This window comes from Streptomyces sp. NBC_00582, assembly GCF_036345155.1.
In the GTDB taxonomy this organism is placed as follows: Bacteria; Actinomycetota; Actinomycetes; order Streptomycetales; family Streptomycetaceae; genus Streptomyces.
On sequence record NZ_CP107772.1, the window covers coordinates 4,005,396 to 4,031,544 of the forward strand.

Here is a 26,149-nt window from a genome sequence, read left to right on the forward strand (position 1 = left end):
GGCGCGAGTGACGCGTACGTACCAGGTGGCATCCATCCTGCCGCAGGCCAAGAGTCGGCGAAGCACCGAGGCCCGATCGAGCCCCGGGGTGTCTACGCTGGGTGGTGTTGCAGGGCAGCCGCGCCGCCGGGCGAGAACCCGGTGGCCTTACCAGCCGAGGAACCCCGTGAGTGACACCCCATTCGGATTCGGCCTTCCGCCGGAGGAGCCGGAAGACGGCGACGAGGGCAAGAAGAAGGACCAGCAGAGCGGTGGTGGTCAGGGACAGGCCAACCCGTTCGGTTTCGGTATGTCCGGGGGCTTCGGCGGCCCGGGCGGTCCCGGCGGTGACAATCCGCTCGCGGCCATGTTCGGTTCGCTGAACCCCAACGACCTGGGCGCGGCCTTCCAGCAGCTCGGCCAGATGCTCTCGTACGAGGGCGGCCCGGTGAACTGGGACATGGCCCAGCAGATCGCCCGCCAGACCGTCTCCCAGGGCACGTCCGACGGCGTGAAGGACGCGAGCGTCGGCCCCGCCGAGCGCACCGCCGTCGAGGAGGCCGTGCGTCTGGCCGACCTGTGGCTGGACGACGTGACGTCGCTGCCGTCCGGCGCCGGCTCGGCCGTCGCGTGGTCGCGCGCCGAGTGGGTCGAGGCGACGTTGCCCGCCTGGAAGGAGCTCGTCGACCCGGTCGCCGAGCGTGTCGGCGCGGCCATGGGCGACGTCCTGCCGGAGGAGATGCAGGCCATGGCGGGCCCGCTGATCGGCATGATGCGCTCGATGGGCGGGGCGATGTTCGGCTCGCAGATCGGGCAGGCCGTCGGCGTGCTGGCGGGCGAGGTCGTCGGCTCCACCGACATCGGCCTGCCCCTCGGCCCGGCGGGCAGGGCCGCGCTGCTGCCGCTGAACATCGCGTCGTTCGGCAAGGACCTGGGCGTCCCCCAGGACGAGGTCCGGCTCTACCTGGCCCTGCGCGAGGCCGCCCACCAGCGGCTCTTCGCGCATGTGCCGTGGCTGCGCTCGCATCTGTTCGGCGCGGTCGAGGGCTACGCGCGCGGGATCAAGGTCGACACCGCCAAGCTGGAGGACGTCGTCGGCCAGTTCGACCCGCAGAACCCCGAGCAGTTGCAGGACGCGCTCCAGCAGGGCATGTTCCAGCCGGAGGACACCCCGGAGCAGAAGGCCGCCCTGGCCCGTCTGGAGACGGCCCTGGCGCTCGTCGAGGGCTGGGTCGACGCGGTGGTCCACGCCGCGGCGAAGCCCCGTCTGTCGTCGGCGGACGCGCTGCGCGAGACCTTGCGCCGCCGTCGCGCGACGGGCGGTCCCGCGGAGCAGACGTTCGCCACGCTGATCGGCCTGGAGCTGCGTCCGCGCCGACTGCGGGACGCCTCCCGGCTGTGGGCCTCGCTGACGGACGCGCGCGGTGTCGACGGCCGTGACGCCCTGTGGGCGCACCCGGACATGCTGCCGACGGCCTCCGACCTGGACGACCCGGACGGCTTCGTGCACCGCGAGCAGCTCGACTTCTCCGAGCTGGAGAAGATGCTCGGCGAGGCGGGCGGCGCGGGCCCGGCCGAGAAGCCGAAGCTGACGAAGGACGACTCCGAGGGCGACGACACCGAGTGAGCCTGTTCGACGACGCGATCCTCGTACTCAAGGGCTACGAGGACCAGCCGGAGCTGCGCCAGACCTATCTGGACCACCTGTCGGCCCACCCGGACGGCATGTGGAAGTCCTGCGGCGACGGGCACATCACGGCGAGCGCGCTGGTGATCGACCCCGAGCGGGGGCGGGTGCTGCTGACCCTGCACAGGAAGCTGCGGATGTGGCTGCAGATGGGCGGCCACTGCGAGCCGGTCGACGAGACGCTGGCGGCGGCCGCCCTGCGCGAGGGGACGGAGGAGTCCGGCATTCCGGGGCTCGTCCTGCTGCCCGGCGGCCCCGTGCGCCTGGACCGGCACGAGACGCCGTGCGCCTGGCATCTGGACGTGCAGTACGCGGCCCTCGCCCCGTCCGGGGCCGTGGAGGCGATCAGCGACGAGTCCCTCGACCTGCGCTGGTTCGCCTACGACGAGGTCGCGGAGGTGGCCGACGAGTCCGTCGTACGGCTGCTGGAGGCGACCCGCGCCAGGCTGTGACGGTGTAAGGGGCGCCCGCCTGGACGGGCGCCCCTTACCCTTCGTTCAGCTCCAGGCGTTGCCCTGGTTCTGTGCCCGGGCCCCGTGCTGGCCCATGCCGTACTGCGCGGCGATACCCGACCCGATCTGGGCGTTCTGCGGCGGCAGCAGTTCGCTGGGCTGCACCAGGGCGAAGCCGCTGCCCATGAAGCTGAGCTCCCAGCCCTCACCGGTGTTGCCGCGTCGGCGCCACACCCCGGAGGAGTGCGTCTGGGCCTGCATCTGCACGCGCAGCCCGGTAGACCAGGCCACGATGGCGTCCGCGTCGCAGTTGACGTACTTGTCGGGCGTCACCTGCATCATCAGCGGCGCGCCCGAGGTCATCAGGGCGACCCGGCCGCGGCCGGTGATGTTGAGCTGGTACTTCCCGGAGCCGGAGATGCCGTAGAGGCTGTCGACGGCGATGACCTCGTGGTGCAGCGAGGAGTCCATGGCGAGGACATAGCTGCTGTCGACGGTCAGCCCGTCCTGCTCGACGTCCACGAGGTGGATGTACTGGGCGAGGTTGGCGAGGTAGACGGTGCCCTGTCCGTGACAGCGCATCAGGTCCAGGCCCTCGCCGGTGCGGGCACGCGCGCGTCCCTGCTGGTTGCTCTGGTACTCGGCGTCGAACTCGACGAGGCCCTGGTAGGCGACCATCGTGCCCTTGCGGGCGAGGATGTCGTCGTGGCCCTCCAGGACGACCCGGAGCATCTGCTTGTTCTGCAGGCTCCAGCGTTCCTGGGTCTGCGAGTCGTTGTGTGCGAAAAGTGAGCTCTGCATGGCGTTCTGGCTCCCCCTCAGCCCCGGAACCGGAGGCGGTCGGTGCTGTCCTCGCTGGGCTGGACGACGACGATGCCCTGGCCGGAGAAGGCCATCTGGTAGGCCTCGCCGCTGCCCCGGCCGATGAGGGACTGCGCCTTGAAGCTGCGCTTGCCCTTCACCTTGAGGTTCGGTGACCAGGCGACGAGCGCGTCCGGGTCGACGTACGTCTCGTCCTCGCCGCCGCCGCAGTCGACGACGATCGGCTTGCCCCGGGAGGTGAGCGCGACCCAGCCCTGCCCGGAGATCTTGGTGTTCCACAGTCCCTGCCCGGCGAACTTCGCCAGGCCCTTGACCCGCTCCACGCCCCAGGTGAGATGGGCGTCGAAGGCCAGCAGATTGGTGGCGTTGACGGAGATGCCGTCCCCGTTGAGGTTGATCACGACGACGTTGGCACCGTAGTCCGCGAGATAGAGCAGTCCGTCGCCGGAGCACTTCATCAGGGGGGCGCCCTCGCCGGTCATCCAGTCACGGGCGATCTGGCGTACGGCCGGCGGGTTGGGCTCGTACTGGACGAAGCCCTCGTAGGCGACCATCGAGCCCACGCGCGCGAGGAGGTCGTTGCCGGTCTGCAGGGCGACCTTCAGCATGTGGTTGCCGTGGTTCTCCATGCGGGCGGTGACGGGTGCGGGGGCGTAGCCCGCGAGCGGCTGGTTCATGACGGGCTCCCTCAGACCTCGTACGGCTGGACGACGATGAAGTTGCCGGGGGCGCCCCGGAACTGGAGGTTGACGCTCTCCCCGGTGTCGCCGGGGTAGGCGTTGCGGCGCATCCGCACCTGGCTCGAGACGACCACCTGGGCGGCGGACGACCAGGCGACGACGGCGTTGCAGTCGGCGAACGTGGTCGGGGTGACCGGCAGGACGACGGGCGTGCCGTGCGTCTTGACGATGATCGTGCCGGTGCCCGTGAACTGCATGGTGAACAGGGCGCCGCCGGGGATGCCGTGGCCCTCGATGCGGCGGACCTCGTGCTGGAGGCCCTCGTCGAAGGCGAGGACGTTCTCCGCGGAGACGCAGATGCCGTCGCCCTGGAGTTCGATGGGGTGCAGCATCGTGGAGTTGTCGGCGAGGAACACCTGGCCCTGGCCGGTGCAGCGCATGAGCTGCATCTCCTGGCCGGTCGCGTTGCCGACGATGCGGCCGGCGAACCCGGCGCCCTTGTAGCTGAAGTCGACCTTGCCCTGGTAGAGGACCATGCTGCCCTGACGGGCGAGCACGGGCTGGCCGCCGATGCCGAGGTCGACGCGGATCAGCTTCTTGTTCTGCTGGGTCCAGCGCTGTCCGGTGGGCGTCTCCTTGAACTGCTGGAGCGCCGCGGACACTCCGGCGCCGCCCTGGGGCGCGCCCTGCGGCACGCCGTACGTCTGCTGTCCGGGAACCTGCCCGAACGGGGGCTGCTGGCCGTAGCCGGGCGGCATCGGGGCCTGGGGCGGCATGGGGGCCTGCGGTGCGTGGGGCGGCTGGCCGTAGCCGGGGGGCGGCGGGGCGGTCGGGGCGCCGGGCTGGCCGTACTGCGGCTGGGGCGGCTGGCCGTAGGGCGCGGGGGCCGGTCCGGGCGGCGGGACCTGGACCCCGCCGGGCGGGGTCATGGGCGCGACGATGGTCGGCGCGGCGTGCACCGGGGGTGCGGGCGCCGGGGCGGGCGGCGGGGGTGCCGCGGGCGGCGCGTAGCCCTGCGGGGCGGGCTGCGGCTGCTGCGGGGCGGGCGCCGGCGCGGGTGCGGCCGGGGCGGCGAACGCGGGCGGGGCGAAGCCGGGTGCGGCGCCGGTCTGCGGCTGGGGGGCGGCGGGCGCGGGCGCCTCCTCCTCCATGACCTCGCCGCCGAAGTTCTTCAGCAGCGCCTCCAGGCCGCCGTCGAAGCCCTGTCCGACGGCCGCGAAACGCCAGACGTCCTTCAGGTAGAAGTCGCCGAGCATCACGGCGCGCTCGGTGGTGAACTCCGAGCCGTTGAACGCGTACCGGGCCACTTCCTCGCCGCCGGCGACGATACGGAGGTAGCCGGGGTTGATCTGCGACATCTGTCCGGCGCCGTCGACGGTCGCCGTGAAGGACAGCTTCCGGATCTGCGGCGGGATGCGGTCCAGGGTGATGCGGAAGGACTCCGTGTCGCCGGCCTGGGCGCCCAGGAGCTGGATCGACTCCTCGGGGGACTTCGGCTGGTTGAAGAAGACGAAGTACCTGTCGTCGGAGAGCCGTTCGTCGGCGTCGAGGCCGAAGCAGCTGATGTCGAAGGACAGGCCGGGGGCGGTGATCTGCACACCTACGTACAGATCGGTGCCCGCGGTGAGGTCACTGATCCTGGCCTTGTGGCCGCGTTGGAATTCCCTGGGCATGCGTAACGACCGTCCCCCATCCCGATTGCGAGTGCGTCGCGTCAGGCTAACGGCAAACTCCGACAACGCACGATGTCGGTACAGACCCGGTACACAACCCGCGCCGCCCGATACCGGGCGTGGGCACGCTCCGCGCCCCGGGAGTCACTCCTCGCGCGCGCCGGGCGCGTGCGGCAGCCGCTCGGCGGCCACCACGCCCTCCAGATAGCCGCGGGCGCGCTCGGTGCGCGGGTAGGCCTCCAGCAGCCGCCAGAAGTCGGGGCCGTGGCCGGGCACCAGCAGATGGGCGAGCTCATGGGCGAGGACGTAGTCGACGACGTAGTCGGGCATGCCCTGCAGACGGTGCGAGAGGCGGATGCTGCCCTCGGCCGGGGTGCACGAGCCCCAGCGGGTGTTCTGGTTGGTCACCCAGCGCACCGAGGTGGGCCGGGCGCGACCGTCGAAGCACTGCGCGGACAGCCGCTCGGCGCGCTCGGCGAGTTCGGCGTCGCCGGGCACGCGCCTGCTCTCCTGCGCGGCGAGTTTGTCGAGCATGACGCCCACCCAGCGTTGCTCCTCGGCCTCGGACATCCGGGCGGGGATGAGCACGATGGTGCGATCGCCCTCGCGGTAGGCGGAGACCGTGCGGCGCCTTCGGGCGCTTCTGCGGACCTCGATCGCGCTCGCCACCGATCCGCTCGGCGGCTGGCTCGTCGCGCTGCGCTGTGGCTTTCCGGCGCGGTGCAGGGGGTCGGCGGGCACGCCCCGACGTTACCCGCTGCACCTGGGGGAAGTCCCGACTCCGGGACGGTCGGGTTCCGATCCCGCAGCCCTGTTTTACGTCATACGAGGGATTTGTACGACGAATTCCGCTGCCTGTGGACAACTTTCGGCACGGCTCGGCGGGGGCGGGCATGCTGGCACTCGTCGGCGGAGCGTGGACGTCCCCACGCCCCTGCTCCGTCGACACAAGGGATTTTCCAGGCATACACGGGCATACGGGGGCCTTTGATGCATCCGATGGTGAAGCCCGCGCTGCGGCGCGGCTGGCGCGACCTCAACACCGTGCAGTTCGGGATGGCTCCGGCGCACGCGCTGACACTCGGTCCGGTGGACACGGCGACGGGCAGTTTCCTCGACCTGCTGGACGGCACCCGCGGGCTCGATCTGCTGCGCGAGGAGGGGCGCCGCATGGACCTGCCCGAGGGTCATGTGGACCGGCTGGTGGAGCGACTGGCCCGGGCGGGACTCCTCGACGACGCGTGCGGGGGCGGCCCGGAGGCGATGGCCCTGCGGGAGAAGCGGGAGGTCCTGGACCGGCTCCGCCCCGACCTCGCCTCACTGTCGCTGACCACCCCGGCACCGGGCGACGCGCTCGGACGCCTCGCGGCCCGGCGCCGGCTGCGGGTGCGGGTGCGCGGGGCGGGCCGGGTCGGCGCGGTGCTGGCCGCACTGCTGTCGGGGGCGGGGGTCGGCGAGGTGGACGTCCGCGACGGAGGTGCGGTGGAGCCGGGGGACGTGGCACCGGGCGGACTGTCCGCCGAGTCGGTCGGCGAGCGCCGGGACGAGGCCGCCCGCCGTGCCGTGCGCGCGGCCGCCCCGGACCGCCCGCCCCGCAGGAGCCCCCGGTCACCGGCCGGGCCGCAGCCCCCCGGTTTCTCCCTGGTGATCATCGCGCCTCGGGACGACGTGTCCGTGCACGCGCCGCCTTTGCCCGCGGCCGAGCCGCTGCTCGCCTCGGGCACTCCGCATCTCTACGCCGGGGTGGTGGAGGCCACAGGTGTCGTCGGACCACTCGTCCTGCCCGGTGAGACGGGCTGCGCGGGCTGTCTGCACCAGGCGCGCACGGACCGGGACGGGACCTGGCCCCGGCTGGTCGCGCAATGGCAGTCCGGCAGGCGCCGGCCGGCTCAGGCCTGCGACCTCGCCCTGGCCACGACGGTCGCCGGGCTGGCGGCCGCCCACGCCCTCACCTTCCTCGACGGCCGCGTCCCCTCCAGCGCGGGAGCCCGCTGGGAGGTCTCCCTGCCCACTCTGCAGTGGCACGCCAGGCCGGTCTGGCCGCACTCCGCGTGTCCTTGCGGCGCGTCGGCCAGCCCCGCGGAGAAAGGTAAGCGGGAACACACACCCGAGGACGGGGGATCGCACGCGACAATGGCAGGGCAACGGCAATCGAAGGAGTTACGCCGTACGACAGTGACGGCGCGGCAGGCTGGGACTTGGAGGGCGCATGTCTGATCTTCCCCGGAAGGCGGTCACCCGGACCGCCAAGCTCGCCGCGCTGCCGCTCGGCTTCGCCGGACGGGCGACCTGGGGCCTGGGCAAGCGGATCGTCGGCGAGTCCGCGGAGATCGTCGGCCGTGAGCTGCAACAGCGGACGGCGGACCAGCTCTTCAAGGTGCTGGGCGAGCTGAAGGGCGGTGCGATGAAGTTCGGGCAGGCCCTGTCCGTCTTCGAGTCCGCCCTGCCCGAGGAGGTCGCCGGCCCCTACCGCGCGGCGCTGACGAAGCTCCAGGACGCGGCGCCGCCGATGCCGACCCGCACCGTGCACTCCGTGCTCGCCGAGCGGCTCGGCGAGGACTGGGCCGAGCTGTTCCTCGAGTTCGACGACCGGCCCGCCGCGGCGGCCTCCATCGGCCAGGTCCATCGCGGGGTGTGGCACGACGGGCGGGCCGTCGCGGTCAAGGTGCAGTACCCGGGGGCGGGCGAGGCCCTGCTCTCCGACCTGACGCAACTGAGCCGCTTCGCCCGGCTGTTGGGCCCGCTGATCCCCGGCATGGACGTCAAGCCGTTGATCTCCGAGCTCCGGGACCGGGTCTCGGAGGAGCTGGACTACGGCCTGGAGGCACAGGCCCAGCAGGCCCACGCGGAGGAGTTCGCCGGCGACCCGGACGTGGTGGTCCCCGCGGTGGTGCACCAGTGCGAGCAGGTCCTGGTCACCGAGTGGATCGACGGCATCCCCCTGTCCGAGGTGATCTCCGAGGGCACCCAGGAGCAGCGCGACCGTGCCGGACAACTGCTGTCCCGTTTCCTCTTCTCCGGCCCGGCCCGCACCGGTCTGCTGCACGCCGACCCGCACCCCGGCAACTTCCGTCTGCTGCCCGGCGGTCCGGACGGCGAGGACGACTGGCGGCTCGGTGTCCTGGACTTCGGCACGGTCGACCGGCTCTCGGGCGGTCTGCCCGAACCGATCGGCGAGTCCCTGCGCATGACCCTGGACGGCGAGGCGGACGCGGTCTACGAACTCCTGCGCACCGAGGGCTTCGTCAAGGAGTCCATCGAGCTGGACCCCGACGCGGTCCTCGACTATCTGCTGCCGATCATCGAGCCGGCCAAGGTGGAGGAGTTCACCTTCACCCGCGGCTGGATGCGCAGCCAGGCGGCCCGGATCGCCGACCCCCGCTCCCCCGCCCACCAGTTGGGCAAGCAGCTCAACCTGCCGCCGGCCTATCTCCTGATACACCGGGTGACCCTCAGCACGATCGGTGTGCTGTGTCAGCTCGGCGCGACGGTCCGGCTGCGGGACGAACTGGAGGAGTGGCTGCCGGGGTTCGTCCCCGAGGAGGACCTGCAGGAGCTGGAGGACCTGGAGGACCTGGACGCGCGGGATTCGGCGGCGGGGGCCTGACGGTCACGCAACGCACCGCGGGGGCCGGTCCGTTCGGACGGACCGGCCCCCGCGGGGACAGTTTCCGCCTCCCCTGTCGGGAGGCCACCGCTTCCGGTGGGGGGTTACTGCATCACGGCCATGGCGAGCGCCCGGCGGGCACGCAGCGAGGCGCGCTCGGCGCGGCGCTGCATCCGGCGGGCGGCCGCGAGGCGCACGGCCAGGCGCTCACGCTCGGCCTCGTGCAGTCGCTCGTGCATATGCGCACGTGCCAGGGCTTCTGGGATGAGTTGCATCTCTCGGGTCCTGTTCTGACGCGAGTCGATCGCGCCGGTGGTGGTGACGTCTTCGGTTGCGGAGCCCTGGGGCTCGCTGGTGAACGGCTTCATCGGGGCCTGCTTCTGGGGGTCTTGCGTGAGGGGGCGGTCGATCGTTCCTGCGGTGTTCATGCCGTGACCGGGTTCTTGCGCGGGCGACCACGCGGCCGCTTCCGGGCGACGACGACGCCCTGGACGAACAGCTCGCCACCCCAGACGCCCCAGGGCTCACGCCGCTCCTTGGCGCCGGCGAGGCAGGCCTCGATCAGCGGGCAGGTGCGGCAGAGGGACTTGGCGTACTCGACGTCCGCGGGCGACTCGGCGAAGAAGACCTCCGGGTCGTAGGAGCGGCAGGGAACGGGTACGCCGAGGTTCTCGATGGCGTCGTCGAGCGCGGTGAGCGCGGTGAGCGGGGTCAAGGTGGAGTCCTCCGTGAGGCCGGGCGGGGGGATCGTTTCGGAAGGCGGTACGGACGGGGCGTGCGCTTCGAGTTGCACGGTTTCGTCTTCCTCGTCTGTCGGTCCGGCCCTGTTGGGCCGGGTGTCGGCTTTTCTTGTCCCGAGGCCCCTTCGCCCGTCTGTCCCCGGTACGGGGACAAACAGAAGGGCCGCGGATCCCGGTTGGGGTTCCGCGGCCCTGAAGGCGCCGGCCTGATCGACGATCAGACTGGATCACTCCAGGGTTCTGGCCCACGGAAGGCCCACATCAGGTGGTGCTGCGTCGTCTGCTTCCGGAATCCGGCACCGGCCGCCGCAAAGGCATAGGCCTGGGCCTGTCCCTTTACTGCTTCCAGTGCCTCGGTCGGTCGCTCATTGCGCTCACGGACGGGAAGGCCCGCGGGAGCAACGGAGGAGGACGCCAGGCGACCGGCACGGATGCCGGACAGACCGGTGCCCAGGATCGAGGCGCCGAGCATGCACGTGGAGACGACCGAGCGATCGGTCAGTTTGGCGGTGGTGATGGAGCTGCTGTTGATGATGATCACTGGAATCGCCTCCTCTCGGCGTCTCGGGGGACCGGGGGTGAGCCCAGTCCAACGGATATGTAAGTAGAGCACGGAATCAGGGCCTCAGAGAAGGCCGCCGTCCCCGTGTCCTAGAACCTATGGGGATTCCTGGGGCATGCGCAAACTATTTTTTCGACGAGTTCGCATCATCTCCGCGCCAGGCCACTTCCTCGTCGTCCTCGAGCGGTTGGCCTGCGCAGATGGCCAGCACATCGGCCCCGTAGCGGTTGAGCTTGCGCACTCCCACCCCGGGGATCCGGGCGAGCTCGCCCGCTTCGTCGGGCACGGCCTCGGCGATGGCCATCAGCGTCTTGTCGGTGAAGACGCAGAACGCGGGCTGCCCGTTGCGCCGCGCCTGCACCGCGCGCCACTCCCGCAGCCGCTCGTAGAGCCCCTCGTCCATGTCGGAGGGGCAGCCCTCGCAGCGCATCAGTTTCATCTCGCCGGCGTCGGTGAGGGTGCGTCCGCAGACCCGGCAGCGGGCCGGGGTGCGCTGGGTCCGGCGGGGCACCGCCGCCGTGCCCGCACCCGCGGTGCCGAAGCCGCGTTCGACGCCTCCGGACGCGCCTCCGCCACGGGCGGCTCCCGTGCCGGAGCCGGGGCGCAGCCCGTCGAGGAAGCGGCTGGGGCGCCGGCTGGGGCGACCGCCCGGTGAGCGGGAGAGCGCCCAGGACACATGGAGGCGCTGGCGGGCTCGGGTCACCCCGACGTAGAGCAGGCGGCGCTCCTCCTCGACCTGTTCGTCGGTCCGGGCGTAGGTGATCGGCATCATGCCCTCGGCGACGCCGACCAGGAAGACGACGTCCCACTCCAGGCCCTTGGCGGAGTGCAGGGAGGCGAGGGTGACGCCCTGGACGGTGGGGGCGTGCTGGGCGCCGGCCCGCTCGTCGAGTTCGGCGACCAGGTCGGCGAGGGTGGCGCCGGGCTTGGCGGCCGCGAAGTCCTGGGCGAGGTTGACCAGTGCGGCCAGCGACTCCCAGCGCTCCCTGACGGCCCCGGAGCCGGCCGGGGGCTGTGGGGTCCAGCCCTCGCCGGAGAGGACGGCACGCACCTGCGAGGGCAGGTCGACGGTGTCCTCCAGGAGGGTGTCGTTGCGTCCGAAGCGGGCCGCGCCCCGCAGGGCGACGCCCGCCTTGCGGACCTCGGGGCGGTCGAAGAAGCGCTCGGCGCCCCGCAGTTGGTAGGGGATGCCGGCGTCGGCGAGGGCCTGTTCGTAGGTCTCCGACTGGGCGTTGGTGCGGAACAAGACGGCGATCTCGGCGGCCGGGACACCGGCGGCGAGGAGGTCCCGGATGCGGCGGGCGGCGCCCTCCGCCTCGGCGGGCTCGTCGGTGTACTCGCTGTAGACGGGCTCGGGTCCCGGGTCGCGCTGGGAGATCAGTTCCAGACGGTGGTCGGCCGCCCGGCCGCGGGCCTGGGAGAGCAGGCCGTTGGCGAGGTGGACGACCTGGGGGGTGGAGCGGTAGTCGCGGACCAGCTTGACGACGGTGGCGCCGGGGTGGCGGACGCGGAAGTCGAGGAGGTGGTCGGGGGTGGCGCCGGTGAAGGAGTAGATCGTCTGGCTGGCGTCGCCGACGACGCAGAGGTCGTCCCGGTCGCCGAGCCACAGCTCCAGCAGTCGCTGCTGGAGGGGGCTGACGTCCTGGTACTCGTCGACGACGAAGTGCTGGTACTGGGCGCGGACCTGGTCGGCGATGTCGTGCCGGTCCTGGAGGACGGCGACCGTGAGCAGCAGGACGTCCTCGAAGTCGATGACTCCGCGCTCACGCTTGAGGTCCTCGTAGGCGGCGTAGAGCTGGGCGATCTCGGCGGGGTCGCGGGGGGCCTCCCGGCCGGCCTTGGCGGCGGCGAGGGCGTAGTCGGCGGGGACGGTCTGGGTGACCTTGGACCACTCGATCTCGGCGGTGGCGTCCCGCAGCTCGCCCCGGTCCAGGCGGAGACGGCAGGCGGCGGCCGCGTCGGCGACGAGCTGGATCTTGCGGTCGACGAGCCGGGGCAGCGAGCCACCGATCGCTTTCGGCCAGAAGTACTGGAGCTGGCGCAGCGCCGCGGAGTGGAAGGTGCGGGCCTGGACACCCTGGGCGCCGAGCTGGCGGAGCCGGCCGCGCATCTCGCCGGCGGCGCGGTTGGTGAAGGTGACGGCGAGCACGCTGGACGGCTGGAGGATGCCGGCGCGCACCCCGTAGGCGATGCGGTGGGTGATCGCGCGGGTCTTGCCCGTACCGGCTCCGGCCAGCACGCACACCGGACCGTGCAGGGAGGTGGCCACCTCGCGCTGCTCGGGGTCGAGCCCTTCGAGCACCGCGTCGGCCGAGTCGGGTACCCGCGGGAAGAGGGGGGAGTGCGTTGCTGCTGTCACACGGCCATGCTGCCAGGTCGGCGGAGACGGGCGAGCCGGTTGTCCACAGGCGGGCCCTCGCAGTCGTACTAATGCGGCGGACGTCACCTCCAGGTCCTGAGGGACGGGAATGGTGACGCTTTCAAGTACGTTCCCCCTTCAGATCGCCCGTCCCCGACCCGCCGAAGGAGCACGAGATACATGCTGGGCACTGTGACGATGTACAGCACCACATGGTGCGGTTACTGCCAGCGGCTGAAGAAGCAGCTGGAGCGCGAGGGCATCGCGTACACCGAGATCAACATCGAGCAGGACCCGGAGTCCGCGGCGTTCGTGGAGAAGGCGAATGGCGGAAACCAGACGGTGCCGACCGTTCAGGTAGTTCCCTCCGGCGGTGGCACCGAGGTCGTGATGACGAACCCGAGCCTCGCCCAGGTGAAGCAGGCGCTCGGCGTCTGACACGCATGACGCACACGACCCCCGATCGGCTTGGCGCCTGATCGGGGGTCTTTGTATACCCGGCCTGTACGAGGCCGACTCGACGGTAGCGTGATCGACATGACGACCGAGGACGAGGCGGACGGCGAAGCGCTGGTCGGAGGCATGGTGAACGCGGGGGCGGTCTTCCGCAGGGGTGCGCTGGTGGAACGCCCGGCCCCGCGCAACGCACACGCTCTCCATGCCCACCTCCTCGCGCTGAGAGAGCACGGCTTCGATGGAGCTCCGACTCCCGTGCGCCTCACCGCTGACGGCCGTGAACAGCTCACCTTCGTCCCAGGCGAAGTAGCTCTGCCGCCGTTCCCGCCCTGGGTAATGACGACAAGCGCCCTCGAATCGGTGGGACTCCTCCTGCGCCGCCTGCATGAGGTCAGCGCGACCATCGCGGTCGACACAGACACCGAGTGGTCCCAGGACCTCGCCGACCCGGAGGGGGGAACGACGGTGTGCCACAACGACGTGTGCCCGGACAACGTCGTCTTCCGCGACGGCCGTGCCAACGCCTTGATTGATTTCGACTTGGCAGCTCCGGGCCGCCCTCTCTGGGACGTCGCCATGGCTGCCCGCTACTGGATGCCCATGCTTGATCCGGTGTCTGCGGCCGCCCTGTATCCCGCCGGATTGGATGTGTCTGCACGGCTGCGGATCCTCGCTGACAGCTACGGCCTCTCGCCGAGGGATCGCGCCGGATTGCCGGGCGTGATCGAACAGGCCACCGAGACCTGCCGGTCCTTCGTCGCCCGCCGCGTGGCTGACGGCAACCCCGTCTACCTCCAAGCACTGGCCGAACGTGGCGGATGGGAGCGCTGGGACCGCATACAAGCCTGGCTGACCGCCCACCGCGAGACGTTCACGGCCGCTCTGCTGGACTGACATGCTCGGGCGTTGGTCCGCTCGTACCCACCGAGGACAACTACCGGGACCACTCGCGCCGAACGTCAAGTGTGCGGCTTTCCCGTTCTGGAAAGCCGGGGATCTTGACCTTGCTGTACGCAGGTCGGAAGCATCGAACGGACAAGGACCGTCGACCTGAGGGGGAAGCCGTGGGCACACCGCTGCGGAAGCTGTCGGGAGACCCGGACTGCAAGAACGGCACGTGCCCGACGCTGTGGGGTACGGACGATGGCAAGGACTACGTGGTGCAGGGTTACGTGATCACCGACCCTGAGCGGCTGGCACAGCTCGATCTCCCCGAGGGGGAGACGGCCGTCATGGTCCCGGCCGGCGTACTTGAGGAGTACTTCCGTGCTCAGCGGTGAGGAGTTCGGCCGTCTCTTCGAGAGCTTCGAGCGGACCGCGTTCCGGCTGGAGACGCTCGACGTGTATGACGTGGAGGAGGAGCGGGAGGAGATCGCTCGGTTCCTCGCGGGTGAGGACATGGGCCCGGAGTGGAGCGACAACCCATGGGTGCGCTCGATGACCGACAAGGGCAAGAGCGTGTCCCGCGTTCATGTCTTGCGCTCCCCTCTGACTGACTACCTGCGTTACGAGCTGTCGGCTTACCCCGGCAACATCAAGGCCGGGGAGTCCATCGGAATCATCGACCTTGCCGAGCAGAAGGTGACCGGCCTGCCCGATCACGACTTTTGGCTCTTCGACGACCGTGACGTGTACCGCATGCACTACACCCCCGAGGGCAAGTTCATCGGCGGTGAACTCCTGCCTACCGACCGGCTGAGGGAGTACCAGGGTTACCGCGACCTGGCGCTCACCCGCGCCGTGCCGTTCGCGGCCTACTGGGAGCGGCATCACTGACCACGGAGTCGATCGGGAGAGCCCTGCGGGCACTGCGGGAAGCATCGGGACTGACCGGTGACGCGGTAGCCCGCAGGGCTTCCATGTCCGCAGGGAAGCTCTCGAAGATCGAGAACGGCCGGACCCTGCCCAACGTTCAGGACGTCGATCTGATCCTGTCCGCGCTCGGCGTCTCGAACACAGTGAAGGAAGAGTTCCTCGCAACTGCCCGAGCCGAGGTCACCGAGGCCACAGCGTGGCGCCTGCTGCGCCGCATGGGCCCCTGGAAGCACCAGAACACCATTAAGGCCATCGAGGCCAACACAGCCGCTCTCAGACTGTTTCAGGGGCAACTCATCCCCGGACTCCTCCAGACCCCGGAGTACGCCACGGCAGTGTTCTCCCTGCCCCCAGCTTTGCCGGACGAGACCAGGGCTCGGACGGTGGCGGCGAGGATGGAGCGGCAGGCGACGCTCTACGAAGGCGGCCGCTCGTTCTACTTCGTGATCTGTGAGCACGTCCTACGGTGGCTGATCTGCGAGCCAGTCGTGATGGCGGTACAACTTGATCGGCTCGTATCCCTGTCCCGCCTTCCGAACGTGACCGTTGGGGTGGTGCCCCTGGCTGGCCGGATGCCGGACTTCCCCATGACGTGCTTCAGCATCCACGATGACCGGCTTGTGATCGTCGAGACGTTCCACTCGGAGATCACGACACGGGACCCCAGGGACATACAGACGTACGTCGACACCTTCGAGCGGTTCGCCGACGTGGCGCTCTTCGGCGATGACATGCGCGCCCTGGTCGAGGGCATCCGAGACGAGTTCTTGCCTCAACAGGAAAGAACGTAGGGCCACTTCGCTGGAGCCCCAAGGATGGATCGCAGCGAGATCCAGGCGGGGAGGCCGTACAGGATGAGCACACCGAAGACGACGATGGCGGAGCCAGTGCACCTGACAGCTCCAGCCCGGGAGCCGGACCCCGTGGCAGGCTGCCGCGAGTGCCTCGGCATCGCGGTAACTCGAACCAACGCCCGATCGGTTGGAGACTACTCGAAGGCGTCAGACGCGAACGTCGTACTCCGTACGCACCTGCGGGAAGACCACGGGGCCGAGTGATGGTGCGCTCCGTCATGCGGTACGTGAAGCACAGGATCACGCAGCACCCAGACACTGACGTGACCTTCGAAGCGGAGTGCCTTCACTGCAAGTGGACGGCCACGCCCGCCACGGACGGCGCGGCGGTCGACGTGGCGTGCATGAGCCACACAGGCCGGAGCGGACACAAGGGCTTCCGGCGTGTCTGTACGTCGTTCGCGATGGTGGTCCGGGACGAGTGACCGACAGGCCCCGGCGCTCTGAGGAACGGCGAGCGCCACGACCGAGGTGCGCCGGAAGGGGGAGCGGTTCGAGCGACCTGCACCCCCTGTGCCTGTCCCTGTCGACTCCCCCCGTGGTCGGCAGGGGCAGGCATCGTTACGCCTGTCAGACGGCGTCAGACACCCCATGCATGACAGCGGCCCCCGGCGTGAGCCGAGGGCCTGTCGGAAGGTGCTGTGCGCCTGTCTCAGGCGCTCTCTCCAAGGTGGCGGTACAAGGTGGCACGGGAGATACCGAGAGCCTTGGCGATGGCGCTTACGCTCTCGCCCTTCGCCTTCCTGGCACGGGCCACGGTGAGCACGTCCTCATCGACCACGGACGGCCGTCCGCCGGTACGCCCCTGTGCCTTGGCTGCGTCGAGTCCTGCACGGGTGCGCTCCTTGATGAGGCTGCGCTCGAACTCCGCCATGGCCCCGACCACCTGAAGCATGAGACGGCCGTCCGCCGTACCGGGGTCGATGTTGGCCAGTGCCCCCGTGAGCACCTTGAACCCGATGCCCCGCTCCCGAAGGGTGTCGACCATGGTCACAAGGTCGATGAGGGACCGAGCGAACCGGTCCAGCTTCCACACGCACAGGGTGTCGCCGGGTCTGGCGTAGTCCAGTGCGGCCGTGAGCTCTGGCCTGTCGGTGTTCTTGCCCGATGCCTTGTCCTCGAAGACCCGGGCGCAGCCTGCGGCCGTCAGTGCGTCGCGCTGAAGCTGCGCTTCCTGGTCGTCGGTGGAGACGCGGGCGTAACCGATGAGCTGGCCAGTGATCGTGTTCGTCGTCATGGACGGGACCGTCTCAGAACTCGTCTCAATACGTCAAGCCTGAGACAGAAGTTTCGAGACGGGTTTTGAACAGTGCTGGGTCCCCTTTCGGGGTGCCTACCACCTCGTCTCACAAACCTTGGTTTTCGAGACGCCTGTTACTGGTCACGCTGCGCCACGGTCGGGGTTGCGTCTCTGCCCTGCGTCGGCCAGCGCTGCGCCCCGTCGGCCACGGCAACGGGGCGTGCGCCTGCCTGCCTGCCTGTCGCTGCGCTCTCGCCTGCCTGCCAGAGGCGCAGCCTGCCAGCCGCTCACGCGGGCGCACAGCCGTTCGCCTGCCCATGTGGAACAGGCCAGCCTCTCGACGGCGGAGGGAAGACGACGGCGAAGGGGGTGGGGTATGACCCCTTGAAGGATCCTTACTCGACCGCCGTGTCTTGGCGGCTCAAATCCTGCCACGGTTCTGGGGTCCGCCTGAGAGGCGCCTCACATGCGATGACCTGCGCTTTCACCCCTGGAGACCTGTAGATTTTGGAGTCCTTGTGAGTCTTCGGAGAAGGGAAGCCCGCGATACAGGAGCACGTATGGCGTCGTGCGCTGGTGCGCTCGGACATGAAGCACGCAGAGAAGTTGGTCGGCGTCGCCATGGCGTTGTACGCGGACTACGAGACGGGCGAGAACGTGTGCCCGTCGAACGGGACGATCGCCAAGGAACTCGGCTACGGCGGGAAGGCTCCGGAGCAGACCGTCAACAAGATCGTTGGCAGGCTGCGTAAGGCTGGCTGGCTTACGAAGACGGGCAAGGTGCCGGACGGTCCGGTGATCTACCGACTCACCTTGCCAAGGCAGGGGGGTATGGCTGAGGAGCCATACAACCTACATACCTTCAAGAGCGACGGCGGTAGGAGTAGGAGCCAGCGGCGAAGAGCAAGCCGGTAGGCGAAGAGCGGCCCCCGAAGGGGGGCCGACGGGGCGAAGACGAAGAGCGCAAGCAGCCGGCGAAGGTGGGCCGCGTAAGCGGCCCCCAGCAGGAAGACGAAGAGGCTGGCTCCCTTGGGGGGCCTTCGGCCCCCAACTTGTCCTTCGTAGATCTTGGCAAGGTCAAGCAAGAGGAACAGCGTCGACGCTGGTTCGGAGACGCGTACGCATCTCCCGTGCCGGTGGACTTCGACTACGACGGCTTGACCGACCGGCTCCAAGAAGCAGGGCACGAGCCGCCGCCCTTCTGATCGCAAGACAGAAGGCCCCCCAGGCCGGGGGCCTTCCTCGGTTGCTCAGCCTGCATCAGGCAGAGATCGGAACCATCTCGGCTCCCTCTGCTCCCTTGGATTCCTCCTCAGCCTTCGCCCGCTGCGCTGCCCGTTCCGCGTCGAAGTCCTCCCAGCGGCTGACGATCTCCCATTCCACACCCGTAAGCGGCTTCGGCTTCTCGTACGGCTTTCCGTGCAACGAGATCGGCGTGATCGGTGGGAGCACCTGAGAAGACTTGGAGGGCAGGTCCCAATACGAGATGCCCTGTTGCTTGATGTTCTCGATCAGGTCGCCGGGATCGACGGCCAGGACGTCATGTCCGAAGTACGCCTTGACCTTGTGCTTCTTCAGCCATTCACGCCGTTCGTCGACACTCGACCGCTCCCACCACTCCGCGTAGCTCTCGCCCGTACCCGTCCACACGGTCACCGGCTTCGGCCCCTCCTGGTTGGTGACCTTCTCTCGGTCCTGGGCAAGGCTGGCGACTTGCGAGGCGTACGCGACGGCGCTGAGCTCGTCCTGCTGGAGTTCCTTCAGGAGCTGGTTCATCTTGCCGTCGATCACGGCGAGCTTCGCCGCACGGCTGTCGTCGATGGTCGTCTTCGACTCCATCCGTTCCAAGTGGCCGATCTCGCCCAACAGGGTCGACTCCAGCCAGGGGTACAGGTCTTCGGCCCAGAACCTCTGCTTCGGGCATGCCTGGATGCCCTTGCTCTTGTTGCCGTGACAGCGGTACCGCTCGCGCTTGCCCTTGGCCGGGTCGCCCTTCACGAAGTAGAGGGCGCTTCCGCACAACAGGCAGAACGTCACGCCCACCGTCGGCGACGTAGAACCCTTCTGCTTCTTGTACTTGACCGAGGCGACGGCTTCCGACAGCTTCGTCCACTCCTCCTCGTTCAGTACCGGCTCAGAACGCATGACAGGTGTGCCGTCGTCGTTGCGGGCTACGGCGCCACTGGCGCGTACGTACTCCCCGAGCAGGGAGCGGCTGATCAGTACGGCTTGCACTGTGGTCGGCGTCCACCTGGCTCCCCGAGGCTTCGGGTCGGCCAGCCGAGTTGTGCTCTCGCCCGCCGCCGCGCGGATGCGAGCGATGTCCTGAGCCGTGGGTACACCTTGCTCGTTCAACCAGTCGGCGACGGCCGAGAAGCTCGGCTTCTCGATGAAGCGCCGGATCATCTCGATCAGCGTCGGGCCGTACTCGGGGTCGAGTTCCAGAGTGAAGCCTGCGTCGCCCTTCACTGCTCTACGTCCGAACGGGACAAGGCCACCCGGCCAGCGGCCGGTCTTCCGCATGGTCTCCCGGGAAGCCTTGTTGCGGGCCTTGATGGCGTCCAGCTCGGCCTCGGCGACCACAGCCAGGATCTTGGCGATGGTCTTGCCCCACGGCTTCGAGAGGTCGAATCCCTCCTCGCAGGAGATGAGGCCCTTACCGTTCGCCTCGCACCACTCAATGATGTCCGACAGATGACGGACCGACCGCGCGATGCGGTCGATCTTCAGGATGATGATGTGGTCGAACTGGTCCTTCTTGTTGTTGAGCCAGTCGCCCAGGGACGGGCGTACCCACGGCGAGATGGACGCCGACACGTCGATGTCGACGGCGAAGTCGACCAACTCCATTTCCTCCGCGTCCGCACGCTTGCTGATGCGGGTGCGCTGCGTGTCCTCCCCCGTCTGGTTCTCGTTGCCGACGGACAGACGGACCACGCCAAGAGCCCTGGGCTTCTCGCTCACGCTCTTCCCTCCCCCACAAGGGGCGGCCCTCCCTGGCCGCCCTTACGTAGCGGGAAGTCTACAGACCGTGCCCACCGTGCTGTTCGCCGACGGTTCGACCCTGACGAACCCGTCGCTGGCGCAGGTGAAGCAGAAGATCGGCGCGTAGGCGGTCGCGAAAGGGGTGGGTGTCCCGGCCGGGACACCCACCCCTTTCGCTGTTCTCAGACGAAGCTGCGCGTCGGCAGCGGCTTGCCGTACCAGAGCTCGATCAGGCGGGCCGCGATGGAGATGCCGTACGGGGGCAGGACCTCGCCCGCCTCGAAGGCCGCGGCCAGCTCGTCGCGGGAGAACCAGCGGGCCTCGTGGATCTCGTCGCCGTCGACGTCGATCGCGGTCGACGTGGCGCGGGCCATGAAGCCCAGCATCAGGCTGGACGGGAACGGCCAGGGCTGGCTCGCGATGTAGTCGACCTGGCCGACGCTGATCCCGGCCTCCTCGAACACCTCGCGGCGCACCGCCTGCTCGATGGACTCGCCGGGCTCGACGAAACCGGCGAGGGTCGAGAAGCGGCCCTCGGGCCAGTGGACCTGCCGGCCGAGGAGGATGCGGTCGTCCTCGTCGGTGACGGCCATGATCACCGCGGGGTCGGTGCGCGGGTAGTGCTCGGCACCGCAGGCCGGGCAGCGGCGGATGTGTCCGGCCGCGGCGATGACCGTGCGCTCGCCGCAGCGGGAGCAGAAGCGGTGGGTGCGCTGCCAGTTCTCCAGACCGACGGCGTGCACCATCAGGCCCACGTCCCGCGGCGACAGCAGCAGTCCGGCCTCGCGCAGTCCGGCCGGGCGGGCGGACTGGTCGATACGGCCGGGCAGGGCGTCCTTCTGGAGCGCGAAGTAGCTGACGCCGTCCTCGTCGGTGCCCAGGAAGTAGCGGTGCGCCTCGGTGAGGGGGGCCTCGAAGGAGGGCGTCATGACGAGTTCGGTCCGCCCGTCGGGCGTCTCGTCGATGAGGACCTGGCCGCCGGAGACGACGAAACAGCGCGTGTTGGGGTGGCTCCACGCGGCGGCGAGCCAGGCCTCGTCGAGCCGGTGGTGGGCGGCCCGGTCGATGCCGCTCGGCGCGGTGAGCGAGATGGGCCTGTCGGCGTTCTGGTCGGTCCAGGTGGTCACGGGTGCTTCCAACTCCCCCGGTGGAACGGTTGATTCGGCGGGCGGTTCAGCGGGACGTGCGGGAGGGGGCGACCGGGTCCGGTGCGGCGCTGCGGTGCGGCCTTTCCAGTGTGCGCCGCGCGCAAACCCCCTCCGGGCCGAGCGGGGTCGTCGTCAGGGCGCACGGCGCCAGTTCTCCGCCAGGTCGCCCCAGAGATACGCGGTGGTCTCGACGCCCTTGAGGAGGAGGTCCAGCTCGACCTTCTCGTTCGGCGCGTGCCAGCCGTCGGAGGGGACGGAGATACCGAGGAAGAGCACGGGGGCGCCGAGGACCTCCTGGAGGTCGGCGGCGGGTCCGGAGCCGCCCTCGCGGGTGAAGCGGACGGGCCCTTCGAAGGCGCGGCCCATGGCGCTGACCACGGACCGCAGGGCGGGGTGGTCGAGCGGGGTCAGGCACGGGCGGGTGGCGGGGCTGAACGCGATCTCGTAGCGGATCCCGGCGGGGATCTGTTCGTCGGCCCAGGCGCGGACGGCCTTCTCGACGTGGTCGGGGTCCTGGCCCGCGACCAGCCGGAACGACAGCTTCACGAAGGCGGAGGACGGGATGATCGTCTTGCTGCCGGGGCCCTGGTAGCCGCCGCCGATGCCGTTGACCTCGGCGGTCGGGCGGGCCCAGACGCGCTCCAGCGTGGTGTGCCCGGCCTCTCCGTGGGCGGCGTGCGACTTGGCGGTGCGCAGCCACTGCTCCTCGTCGAAGGGCAGCTCGGCGAAGAGTTCGCGTTCGCGGTCGGTGAGCTCGACGATGCCGTCGTAGAAGCCGGGGACGGCCACGCGCGCGTGCTCGTCGTGCAGGGCGGCGACGAGGCGGGCGGCCGCGGTGGCCGGGTTGGGGACGGCGCCGCCGAAGGAGCCGGAGTGGATGTCCTGGTCGGGTCCGAAGAGCCGGATCTCGCACTCGGCGAGGCCGCGCATGCCCGTGCAGACGGTGGGGGTGTCCGCGGACCACATGCCGGTGTCGGAGACGATCACGGCGTCCGCGGCGAGCCGCTCGGCGTGCTCCTCGACGAGGGCGCGGAAGTTCGGGGAGCTGGACTCCTCCTCGCCCTCGATCAGCAGCTTGAGGTGGACGGCCGGGGCGGTGCGGCCGGTGGCGGCGAGGTGGGCGCGCACACCGAGGGTGTGGAAGAACACCTGGCCCTTGTCGTCGGCCGCCCCGCGCGCGTAGAGGCGGTTCTCGCGGACGACGGGCTCGAAGGGGTCGCTGTCCCAGCCGTCCTCGCGGGCGGCGGGCTGCACGTCGTGGTGGCCGTAGACCAGGACGGTGGGCGCCTCGGGGTCGCTCGAGGGCCACTCCGCGTAGACGGCGGGGGCGCCGGGCGTCCGCCAGACCTCGGCGGTCGGGAAACCGGTCTCCAGCAGCTTCGCGGCGAGCCAGTCCGCGCTGCGGCGTACGTCGGGGGCGTGGTCGGGCTGCGCCGACACCGACGGGATGCGCAGCCACTCGGCGAGGTCGTCGAGGAAGGCGGCGCGGTGCTGCCCGATGTACGTGCGGACGGCGCTGACGGCACTGTCAACGGTGTGGCTCATGGTCACGAGCCTATCGGCCCGCGCCGACATCCTCGCCGGGCCGTTGTGCACGGCTTGTGGGCCCGTGCGGTCCCCCGTCGTCCTCGGCAAGCGCTTCCTCGCCCGTCAACAGGCGCTCCAGGGCCGCGCGATCGGGCAGGTTGTGGGGCCGTACCACCTCGCCGGTGCGCACATAGAGGAACGCCGCTGTGACGGATTCCACGGGCACACCCTGCTGCTCGGCCCAGGCGAGCCGGTACAGGGCGAGCTGGAGGGGGTCCGCGGTGCGGGCGCGGTGGGTCTTCCAGTCGACGATCTCGTACGTCGTGGTGTCGCCGTCGTCCTGCCGGTAGACGGCGTCGATGCGGCCCCGTACGACGCGGCCGGCGAGAGCGAGCTGGAAGGGGGCCTCGACGCGGTGCGGGGTGCGGTGGGCGTACTCGGTGCGCTCGAAGGCATCCTTGAGCGCCTCCAGGTCCCGCTCGTCGGCGATCTCGGCGTCGGCGCCGGGCAGCTCGTCGGGTTCGAGGAGCGGAAGCGTCAACTCCCCGAAGCGGGCCTCCACCCATGCGTGGAACCGGGTGCCGCGGCGCGCGGCCGGTTGCGGGGGGCGCGGCATGGGGCGTGCGAGTTCCTGTGCGAGACCGTCCGGGTCGGCGGCCAGGCGCAGCACCTGCGACGCGGTGAGCGTCGTCGGGAGGGGGACGTCGGTGACGCTCCGGCGGGTGCGCAGGAGCTCGCCGGCGAGCGCGTCGAGGTCGCGGTCCCAGGAGGCGACGGCGCGGGCCTCCTCGGGCGTGAGGGCGGCCCGCCGGGGGCGGCCGGCGGGAGGCCGGCGCTCTGCGGCGGTGGCCTGGTGGGGGACGGCGGGGTGGGCCGGGGCGGGTTCCCGGGGCGTCTCTTCGGTGAAGTCGCCGTAGAGGTCGTCGTCGAACGGGTCGGCCTCGTCGTAGGGCGGCTCGTCCTCGTCGGGGGGCGGGGGCCAGTCGGGGTCGTCGTGGGTGTCCGGGTCGTGCGTGGCGGCGGGCCGTACGCCGTCCTGGGCGGCGAGATCGTCGAGGTGGGCGAGGACGGTGTCGGCGGCGGTGCGGCGGCGGGCCAGTGCCGCGTCGTCCAGCGGGAGCGGCCAGACCTGGTCGGCCGCCGCGCGGTGCAGGGCGGGGTTCTCCGCGTCCTCCCGCGGCTCGTCCGCCCAGGCCTCGATCTCGCCGTACCCCGACACGCAGTGGTCGTGGAGGGCCTGCAGGAAGTCGGAGGGGCCGCGTGGTTTCTTCTGGCTGGGGCCCCACCAGTGGCCGGAGCCGAGGAGCAGGGAGCGGGGGCGGGTGAAGGTGACGTAGCCGAGGCGGAGTTCCTCGGTGTGCTGGTGGTCCTTCATGGCCTCGTGGAAGGCCTTCATGCCCCGGGAGTCCCAGGACTCGATGTCGGGGAGGGTGTCGGCGTCGCCGCGCAGCGCGTGCGGCAGCACCTTGGCCTGGGCGGTCCACTTCTCGCGGCCCTGGCCGCTGGGGAAGGTGCCGGTGACCAGGCCGGGGACGGCGACGACGTCCCACTCCAGGCCCTTGGACTTGTGCGCGGTGAGGACCTTGACGGTGTTCTCGCCGCCGGGCAGGGCGTTGTCGAGGCCCTTCTCGTACTGGGCGGCGGTGCGCAGGAAGCCGAGGAAGGCGAGCAGGCTCGCCTCGCTCTCGCCGGCGGCGAAGGAGGCGGCGATGTCGAGGAAGTTCGACAGGGTCTCGCGGCGGCGGGCGGCCAGCGCGTGCGGGGAGGCCGACAGTTCGACCTCGAGACCGGTGACGGCGAGGACGCGGTGCAGGATGTCCATCAGCGGGTCGGCCAGGGAGCGGCGCAGGTCGCGCAGCTCGGCGGCGAGCCGTGCGAAGCGCACGCGCGCGTCCGGCGAGAACGGCAGCCCGTCGTCGGCGCCCTCCAGGGGGCTCTCCAGGAAGGTGTCGAGGGCGTCCGCGAGCGAGATCACCTCGGAGGGGTCGATCCCTTCGACGGCCTCGGCGAGGCGGCGGTCCGGGTCGTCGCCGTCGGCCCCGCGCGCGTGGGCGACGAGGAGGCGGGCCCGCCTGCCGAGGAGGGCGAGGTCGCGCGGGCCGACGCGCCAGCGCGGGCCGGTGAGCAGCCGGACCAGGGAGGCGTTGGCGCCTGGGTCCTGGAGGACCTCGCAGACGGCGACGAGGTCGGCGACCTCGGGCAGATGCAGCAGTCCGGAGAGGCCGACGACCTCGACGGGCACGTCCCGGGCGACGAGGGCGCCCTGGATCTCGGCGAAGTCGGTGGCCGTACGGCACAGGACGGCGATCTCACCGGGGGCCTTGCCGGTGTTCACGAGGTGGGCGACGGAGTCGGCGATCCAGTCGATCTCCTCGGCGTGGGTGGCGAGGAGCGCGCAGCGGACCAGGCCGTCGCGTTCGGCGCCGGGGGCGGGGCGGAGGGCCTCCACGCCCGCGTGCATGGCGCGCAGGGGGGTGGCGAGACCGTTGGCGAGGTCGAGGAGGCGGCCGCCGCTGCGGCGGTTCTCGCTGAGCGCCTGACGGGTGGCGGGCCGGCCGTCGGCGTGCGCGAAGTGCTCGGGGAAGTCGTCGAGGTTGGCGACGGAGGCGCCGCGCCAGCCGTAGATGGCCTGGCAGGGGTCTCCGACGGCGGTCACGGGGTGGCCGGTGCCGCCGCCGAACAGACCGGCCAGGAGGATGCGCTGGGCGACGGAGGTGTCCTGGTACTCGTCGAGGAGGACCACACGGAACTCGTCCCGCAGGATCCGGCCCACCTCGGGGACCTGGGCGAGCTGTGCCGCGAGGGCGATCTGGTCGCCGAAGTCCAGCAGGTCGCGCTGCCGTTTGGCCGCGCGGTAGCGGACGACCAGGTCGGCGAGCTCGCGCCGGGCCGCGGCGGCCTCGGGCACCTTGCGCAGGTCGGCGTTGGTGAGCCTGGCGCCCTCCAGGGTGCCCAGCAGACCGGCGTCCCAGGTGCGGAGCTCCTCGGGGCGTACGAGGTGTTCGGCGAGCTCGGAGTCGAGGGCGAGCAGGTCGCTGACCAGGTCGGCGAAGGAGCGGGTGAGCGCCGGGTAGGGGCCGGGGGCCTCGCGCAGGACCCGTGCGGCGAGCTGGTAGCGGGTGGCGTCGGCGAGCAGCCGGGAGGTGGGTTCGAGGCCGATGCGCAGCCCGTGGTCGGTCAGCAGCCGGCCCGCGAAGGCGTGGTACGTCGAGATGACCGGCTCGCCGGGCGGATTGTCCGGGTCGATGACGTCGGGGTCGGTGACGCCCGCCTTGATCAGCGCCTTTCGGACGCGTTCGGCGAGTTCTCCGGCGGCCTTGTTGGTGAAGGTCAGGCCGAGGACCTGTTCCGGGGCGACCTGGCCGGTGCCGACCAGCCACACCACGCGCGCGGCCATCACCGTCGTCTTGCCCGATCCGGCTCCGGCCACGATCACCTGCGGGGCGGGCGGCGCGGTGACGCAGGCCGTCTGCTCCGGGGTGAAGGGGATCCCGAGGAGCTCCTTGAGCTGCTCGGGATCGGTGATGCGGGCGGGCATGAGGAGAGGCTAACGGCGGGCACCG

Annotated in this window: 24 protein-coding genes and 1 pseudogene; 12 read left to right on the forward strand and 13 right to left on the reverse strand. The window is 70.6% G+C overall.

What is annotated here, in order from left to right; translation table 11 throughout:
* The first annotated feature begins 166 nt into the window (after positions 1–166).
* Together OG852_RS17500 and OG852_RS17505 are read left to right on the forward strand one after the other, a co-directional pair.
* A complete protein-coding gene (locus OG852_RS17500) occupies positions 167–1,606 on the forward strand; it encodes a zinc-dependent metalloprotease (RefSeq protein ID WP_330348397.1) in 1,440 nt (479 codons plus the stop codon).
* The gene (locus tag OG852_RS17505) at positions 1,603–2,118 is read left to right on the forward strand and encodes an NUDIX hydrolase (protein WP_133912517.1); all 516 of its coding nucleotides are present in this window, start codon (positions 1,603–1,605) and stop codon (positions 2,116–2,118) included. The genes OG852_RS17500 and OG852_RS17505 overlap by 4 nt, the downstream gene beginning before the upstream one ends.
* A gap of 45 nt (positions 2,119–2,163) precedes the next feature.
* On the opposite strand, the gene OG852_RS17510 is transcribed toward OG852_RS17505, so the two are convergent.
* The 4 genes from OG852_RS17510 to OG852_RS17525 form a co-directional block, all read right to left on the reverse strand.
* Positions 2,164–2,919 carry an AIM24 family protein gene (locus tag OG852_RS17510; protein ID WP_133912518.1) on the reverse strand — a complete coding sequence of 252 codons (756 nt, stop codon included), beginning with the start codon at positions 2,917–2,919 and terminating at the stop codon, positions 2,164–2,166.
* Positions 2,920–2,936: 17 nt separating this feature from the next.
* Positions 2,937–3,617, reverse strand: coding sequence for an AIM24 family protein (locus OG852_RS17515; RefSeq protein ID WP_133912519.1), 681 nt, complete (start codon positions 3,615–3,617; stop codon positions 2,937–2,939).
* Positions 3,618–3,628: 11 nt separating this feature from the next.
* Positions 3,629–5,293 carry a TerD family protein gene (locus OG852_RS17520; RefSeq protein ID WP_330348398.1) on the reverse strand — a complete coding sequence of 555 codons (1,665 nt, stop codon included), beginning with the start codon at positions 5,291–5,293 and terminating at the stop codon, positions 3,629–3,631.
* Positions 5,294–5,437: 144 nt separating this feature from the next.
* Positions 5,438–6,034 carry a M48 metallopeptidase family protein gene (locus tag OG852_RS17525; RefSeq protein WP_133912521.1) on the reverse strand — a complete coding sequence of 199 codons (597 nt, stop codon included), beginning with the start codon at positions 6,032–6,034 and terminating at the stop codon, positions 5,438–5,440.
* A gap of 249 nt (positions 6,035–6,283) precedes the next feature.
* Here OG852_RS17525 and OG852_RS17530 point away from each other — a divergent pair, with 249 nt between their 5' ends.
* Complete coding sequence (locus OG852_RS17530; RefSeq protein WP_133912522.1) at positions 6,284–7,510, forward strand: TOMM precursor leader peptide-binding protein; 1,227 nt, start codon at positions 6,284–6,286, stop codon at positions 7,508–7,510.
* Entirely contained in the window at positions 7,503–8,900 is a 1,398-nt protein-coding gene (locus OG852_RS17535; RefSeq protein WP_330348399.1) for an ABC1 kinase family protein, read from the forward strand. Before OG852_RS17530 ends, OG852_RS17535 begins: the two co-directional genes overlap by 8 nt.
* A 104-nt stretch (positions 8,901–9,004) precedes the next feature.
* On the opposite strand, the gene OG852_RS17540 is transcribed toward OG852_RS17535, so the two are convergent.
* The 4 genes from OG852_RS17540 to OG852_RS17555 form a co-directional block, all read right to left on the reverse strand.
* Positions 9,005–9,328 (reverse strand): hypothetical protein, encoded by a 324-nt coding sequence (locus OG852_RS17540; protein WP_330348400.1) that lies wholly within the window; start codon positions 9,326–9,328, stop codon positions 9,005–9,007.
* Positions 9,325–9,693 carry a WhiB family transcriptional regulator gene (locus OG852_RS17545; protein WP_019072119.1) on the reverse strand — a complete coding sequence of 123 codons (369 nt, stop codon included), beginning with the start codon at positions 9,691–9,693 and terminating at the stop codon, positions 9,325–9,327. The genes OG852_RS17540 and OG852_RS17545 overlap by 4 nt, the downstream gene beginning before the upstream one ends.
* Positions 9,694–9,857: 164 nt before the next feature.
* Positions 9,858–10,181 (reverse strand): hypothetical protein, encoded by a 324-nt coding sequence (locus OG852_RS17550; protein ID WP_330348401.1) that lies wholly within the window; start codon positions 10,179–10,181, stop codon positions 9,858–9,860.
* A 145-nt stretch (positions 10,182–10,326) separates the two neighbouring features.
* Complete coding sequence (locus OG852_RS17555; protein WP_133912526.1) at positions 10,327–12,648, reverse strand: ATP-dependent DNA helicase UvrD2; 2,322 nt, start codon at positions 12,646–12,648, stop codon at positions 10,327–10,329.
* Positions 12,649–12,741: 93 nt separating this feature from the next.
* Here OG852_RS17555 and OG852_RS17560 point away from each other — a divergent pair, with 93 nt between their 5' ends.
* The 6 genes from OG852_RS17560 (at position 12,742) to OG852_RS50985 (ending at position 16,111) form a co-directional block, all read left to right on the forward strand.
* Positions 12,742–12,999, forward strand: a complete 258-nt coding sequence (locus OG852_RS17560) for a mycoredoxin (RefSeq protein ID WP_133912527.1) — start codon at positions 12,742–12,744, stop codon at positions 12,997–12,999.
* Positions 13,000–13,098: 99 nt separating this feature from the next.
* Positions 13,099–13,911: a phosphotransferase gene (locus tag OG852_RS17565; protein WP_133912528.1), complete on the forward strand. Its 813-nt coding sequence runs from the start codon at positions 13,099–13,101 to the stop codon at positions 13,909–13,911.
* Positions 13,912–14,081: 170 nt separating this feature from the next.
* Complete coding sequence (locus tag OG852_RS17570; protein ID WP_240656415.1) at positions 14,082–14,297, forward strand: hypothetical protein; 216 nt, start codon at positions 14,082–14,084, stop codon at positions 14,295–14,297.
* A complete protein-coding gene (locus OG852_RS17575) occupies positions 14,284–14,793 on the forward strand; it encodes a DUF6879 family protein (RefSeq protein ID WP_109361255.1) in 510 nt (169 codons plus the stop codon). Before OG852_RS17570 ends, OG852_RS17575 begins: the two co-directional genes overlap by 14 nt.
* Positions 14,794–14,816: 23 nt before the next feature.
* On the forward strand, positions 14,817–15,623 hold the full coding sequence (locus tag OG852_RS17580) for a helix-turn-helix domain-containing protein (RefSeq protein ID WP_330351457.1): 807 nt from the start codon (positions 14,817–14,819) through the stop codon (positions 15,621–15,623).
* A gap of 281 nt (positions 15,624–15,904) precedes the next feature.
* The gene (locus OG852_RS50985; RefSeq protein WP_443064535.1) at positions 15,905–16,111 is read left to right on the forward strand and encodes a DUF7848 domain-containing protein; all 207 of its coding nucleotides are present in this window, start codon (positions 15,905–15,907) and stop codon (positions 16,109–16,111) included.
* A 227-nt stretch (positions 16,112–16,338) separates the two neighbouring features.
* Here the strand turns inward: OG852_RS50985 and OG852_RS17585 are convergent, their stop codons facing one another.
* Positions 16,339–16,923, reverse strand: a complete 585-nt coding sequence (locus tag OG852_RS17585; protein ID WP_133912531.1) for a recombinase family protein — start codon at positions 16,921–16,923, stop codon at positions 16,339–16,341.
* A 591-nt stretch (positions 16,924–17,514) separates the two neighbouring features.
* On the opposite strand from OG852_RS17585, the gene OG852_RS17590 reads away from it, so the two are divergent.
* Entirely contained in the window at positions 17,515–17,841 is a 327-nt protein-coding gene (locus OG852_RS17590; protein ID WP_133912532.1) for a helix-turn-helix domain-containing protein, read from the forward strand.
* Positions 17,842–18,186: 345 nt separating this feature from the next.
* Here OG852_RS17590 and OG852_RS17595 read toward each other — a convergent pair whose 3' ends face one another.
* Positions 18,187–19,890 (reverse strand): recombinase family protein, encoded by a 1,704-nt coding sequence (locus OG852_RS17595; protein ID WP_133912533.1) that lies wholly within the window; start codon positions 19,888–19,890, stop codon positions 18,187–18,189.
* Between the two features lie 52 nt (positions 19,891–19,942).
* Here OG852_RS17595 and OG852_RS17600 point away from each other — a divergent pair.
* Positions 19,943–20,038: pseudogene (locus tag OG852_RS17600) on the forward strand (NrdH-redoxin); the annotation flags it as partial.
* A 55-nt stretch (positions 20,039–20,093) separates the two neighbouring features.
* On the opposite strand, the gene nudC reads toward OG852_RS17600, so the two are convergent.
* From nudC to OG852_RS17615, 3 genes are all read right to left on the reverse strand, one after another.
* Complete coding sequence (nudC, locus tag OG852_RS17605; protein WP_133912534.1) at positions 20,094–21,038, reverse strand: NAD(+) diphosphatase; 945 nt, start codon at positions 21,036–21,038, stop codon at positions 20,094–20,096.
* Positions 21,039–21,191: 153 nt separating this feature from the next.
* Positions 21,192–22,604: a dipeptidase gene (locus tag OG852_RS17610; protein WP_330348402.1), complete on the reverse strand. Its 1,413-nt coding sequence runs from the start codon at positions 22,602–22,604 to the stop codon at positions 21,192–21,194.
* A gap of 10 nt (positions 22,605–22,614) precedes the next feature.
* A complete protein-coding gene (locus OG852_RS17615; protein ID WP_133912536.1) occupies positions 22,615–26,124 on the reverse strand; it encodes an ATP-dependent helicase in 3,510 nt (1,169 codons plus the stop codon).
* Positions 26,125–26,149 lie beyond the last annotated feature (25 nt).

Bases quoted from the DNA above. Each gene is read 5' to 3' on its own strand.
- OG852_RS17510 (WP_133912518.1), bottom strand. From the start codon at position 2,919: ATGCAGAGCTCACTTTTCGCACACAACGACTCGCAGACCCAGGAACGC.
- OG852_RS17515 (WP_133912519.1), bottom strand. From the start codon at position 3,617: ATGAACCAGCCGCTCGCGGGCTACGCCCCCGCACCCGTCACCGCCCGC.
- OG852_RS17520 (WP_330348398.1), bottom strand. From the start codon at position 5,293: ATGCCCAGGGAATTCCAACGCGGCCACAAGGCCAGGATCAGTGACCTC.
- OG852_RS17530 (WP_133912522.1), top strand. From the start codon at position 6,284: ATGCATCCGATGGTGAAGCCCGCGCTGCGGCGCGGCTGGCGCGACCTC.
- OG852_RS17535 (WP_330348399.1), top strand. From the start codon at position 7,503: ATGTCTGATCTTCCCCGGAAGGCGGTCACCCGGACCGCCAAGCTCGCC.
- OG852_RS17540 (WP_330348400.1), bottom strand. From the start codon at position 9,328: ATGAACACCGCAGGAACGATCGACCGCCCCCTCACGCAAGACCCCCAG.
- OG852_RS17560 (WP_133912527.1), top strand. From the start codon at position 12,742: ATGCTGGGCACTGTGACGATGTACAGCACCACATGGTGCGGTTACTGC.
- OG852_RS17565 (WP_133912528.1), top strand. From the start codon at position 13,099: ATGACGACCGAGGACGAGGCGGACGGCGAAGCGCTGGTCGGAGGCATG.
- OG852_RS50985 (WP_443064535.1), top strand. From the start codon at position 15,905: ATGCGGTACGTGAAGCACAGGATCACGCAGCACCCAGACACTGACGTG.
- OG852_RS17585 (WP_133912531.1), bottom strand. From the start codon at position 16,923: ATGACGACGAACACGATCACTGGCCAGCTCATCGGTTACGCCCGCGTC.
- OG852_RS17590 (WP_133912532.1), top strand. From the start codon at position 17,515: ATGAAGCACGCAGAGAAGTTGGTCGGCGTCGCCATGGCGTTGTACGCG.
- OG852_RS17610 (WP_330348402.1), bottom strand. From the start codon at position 22,604: ATGAGCCACACCGTTGACAGTGCCGTCAGCGCCGTCCGCACGTACATC.
- OG852_RS17615 (WP_133912536.1), bottom strand. From the start codon at position 26,124: ATGCCCGCCCGCATCACCGATCCCGAGCAGCTCAAGGAGCTCCTCGGG.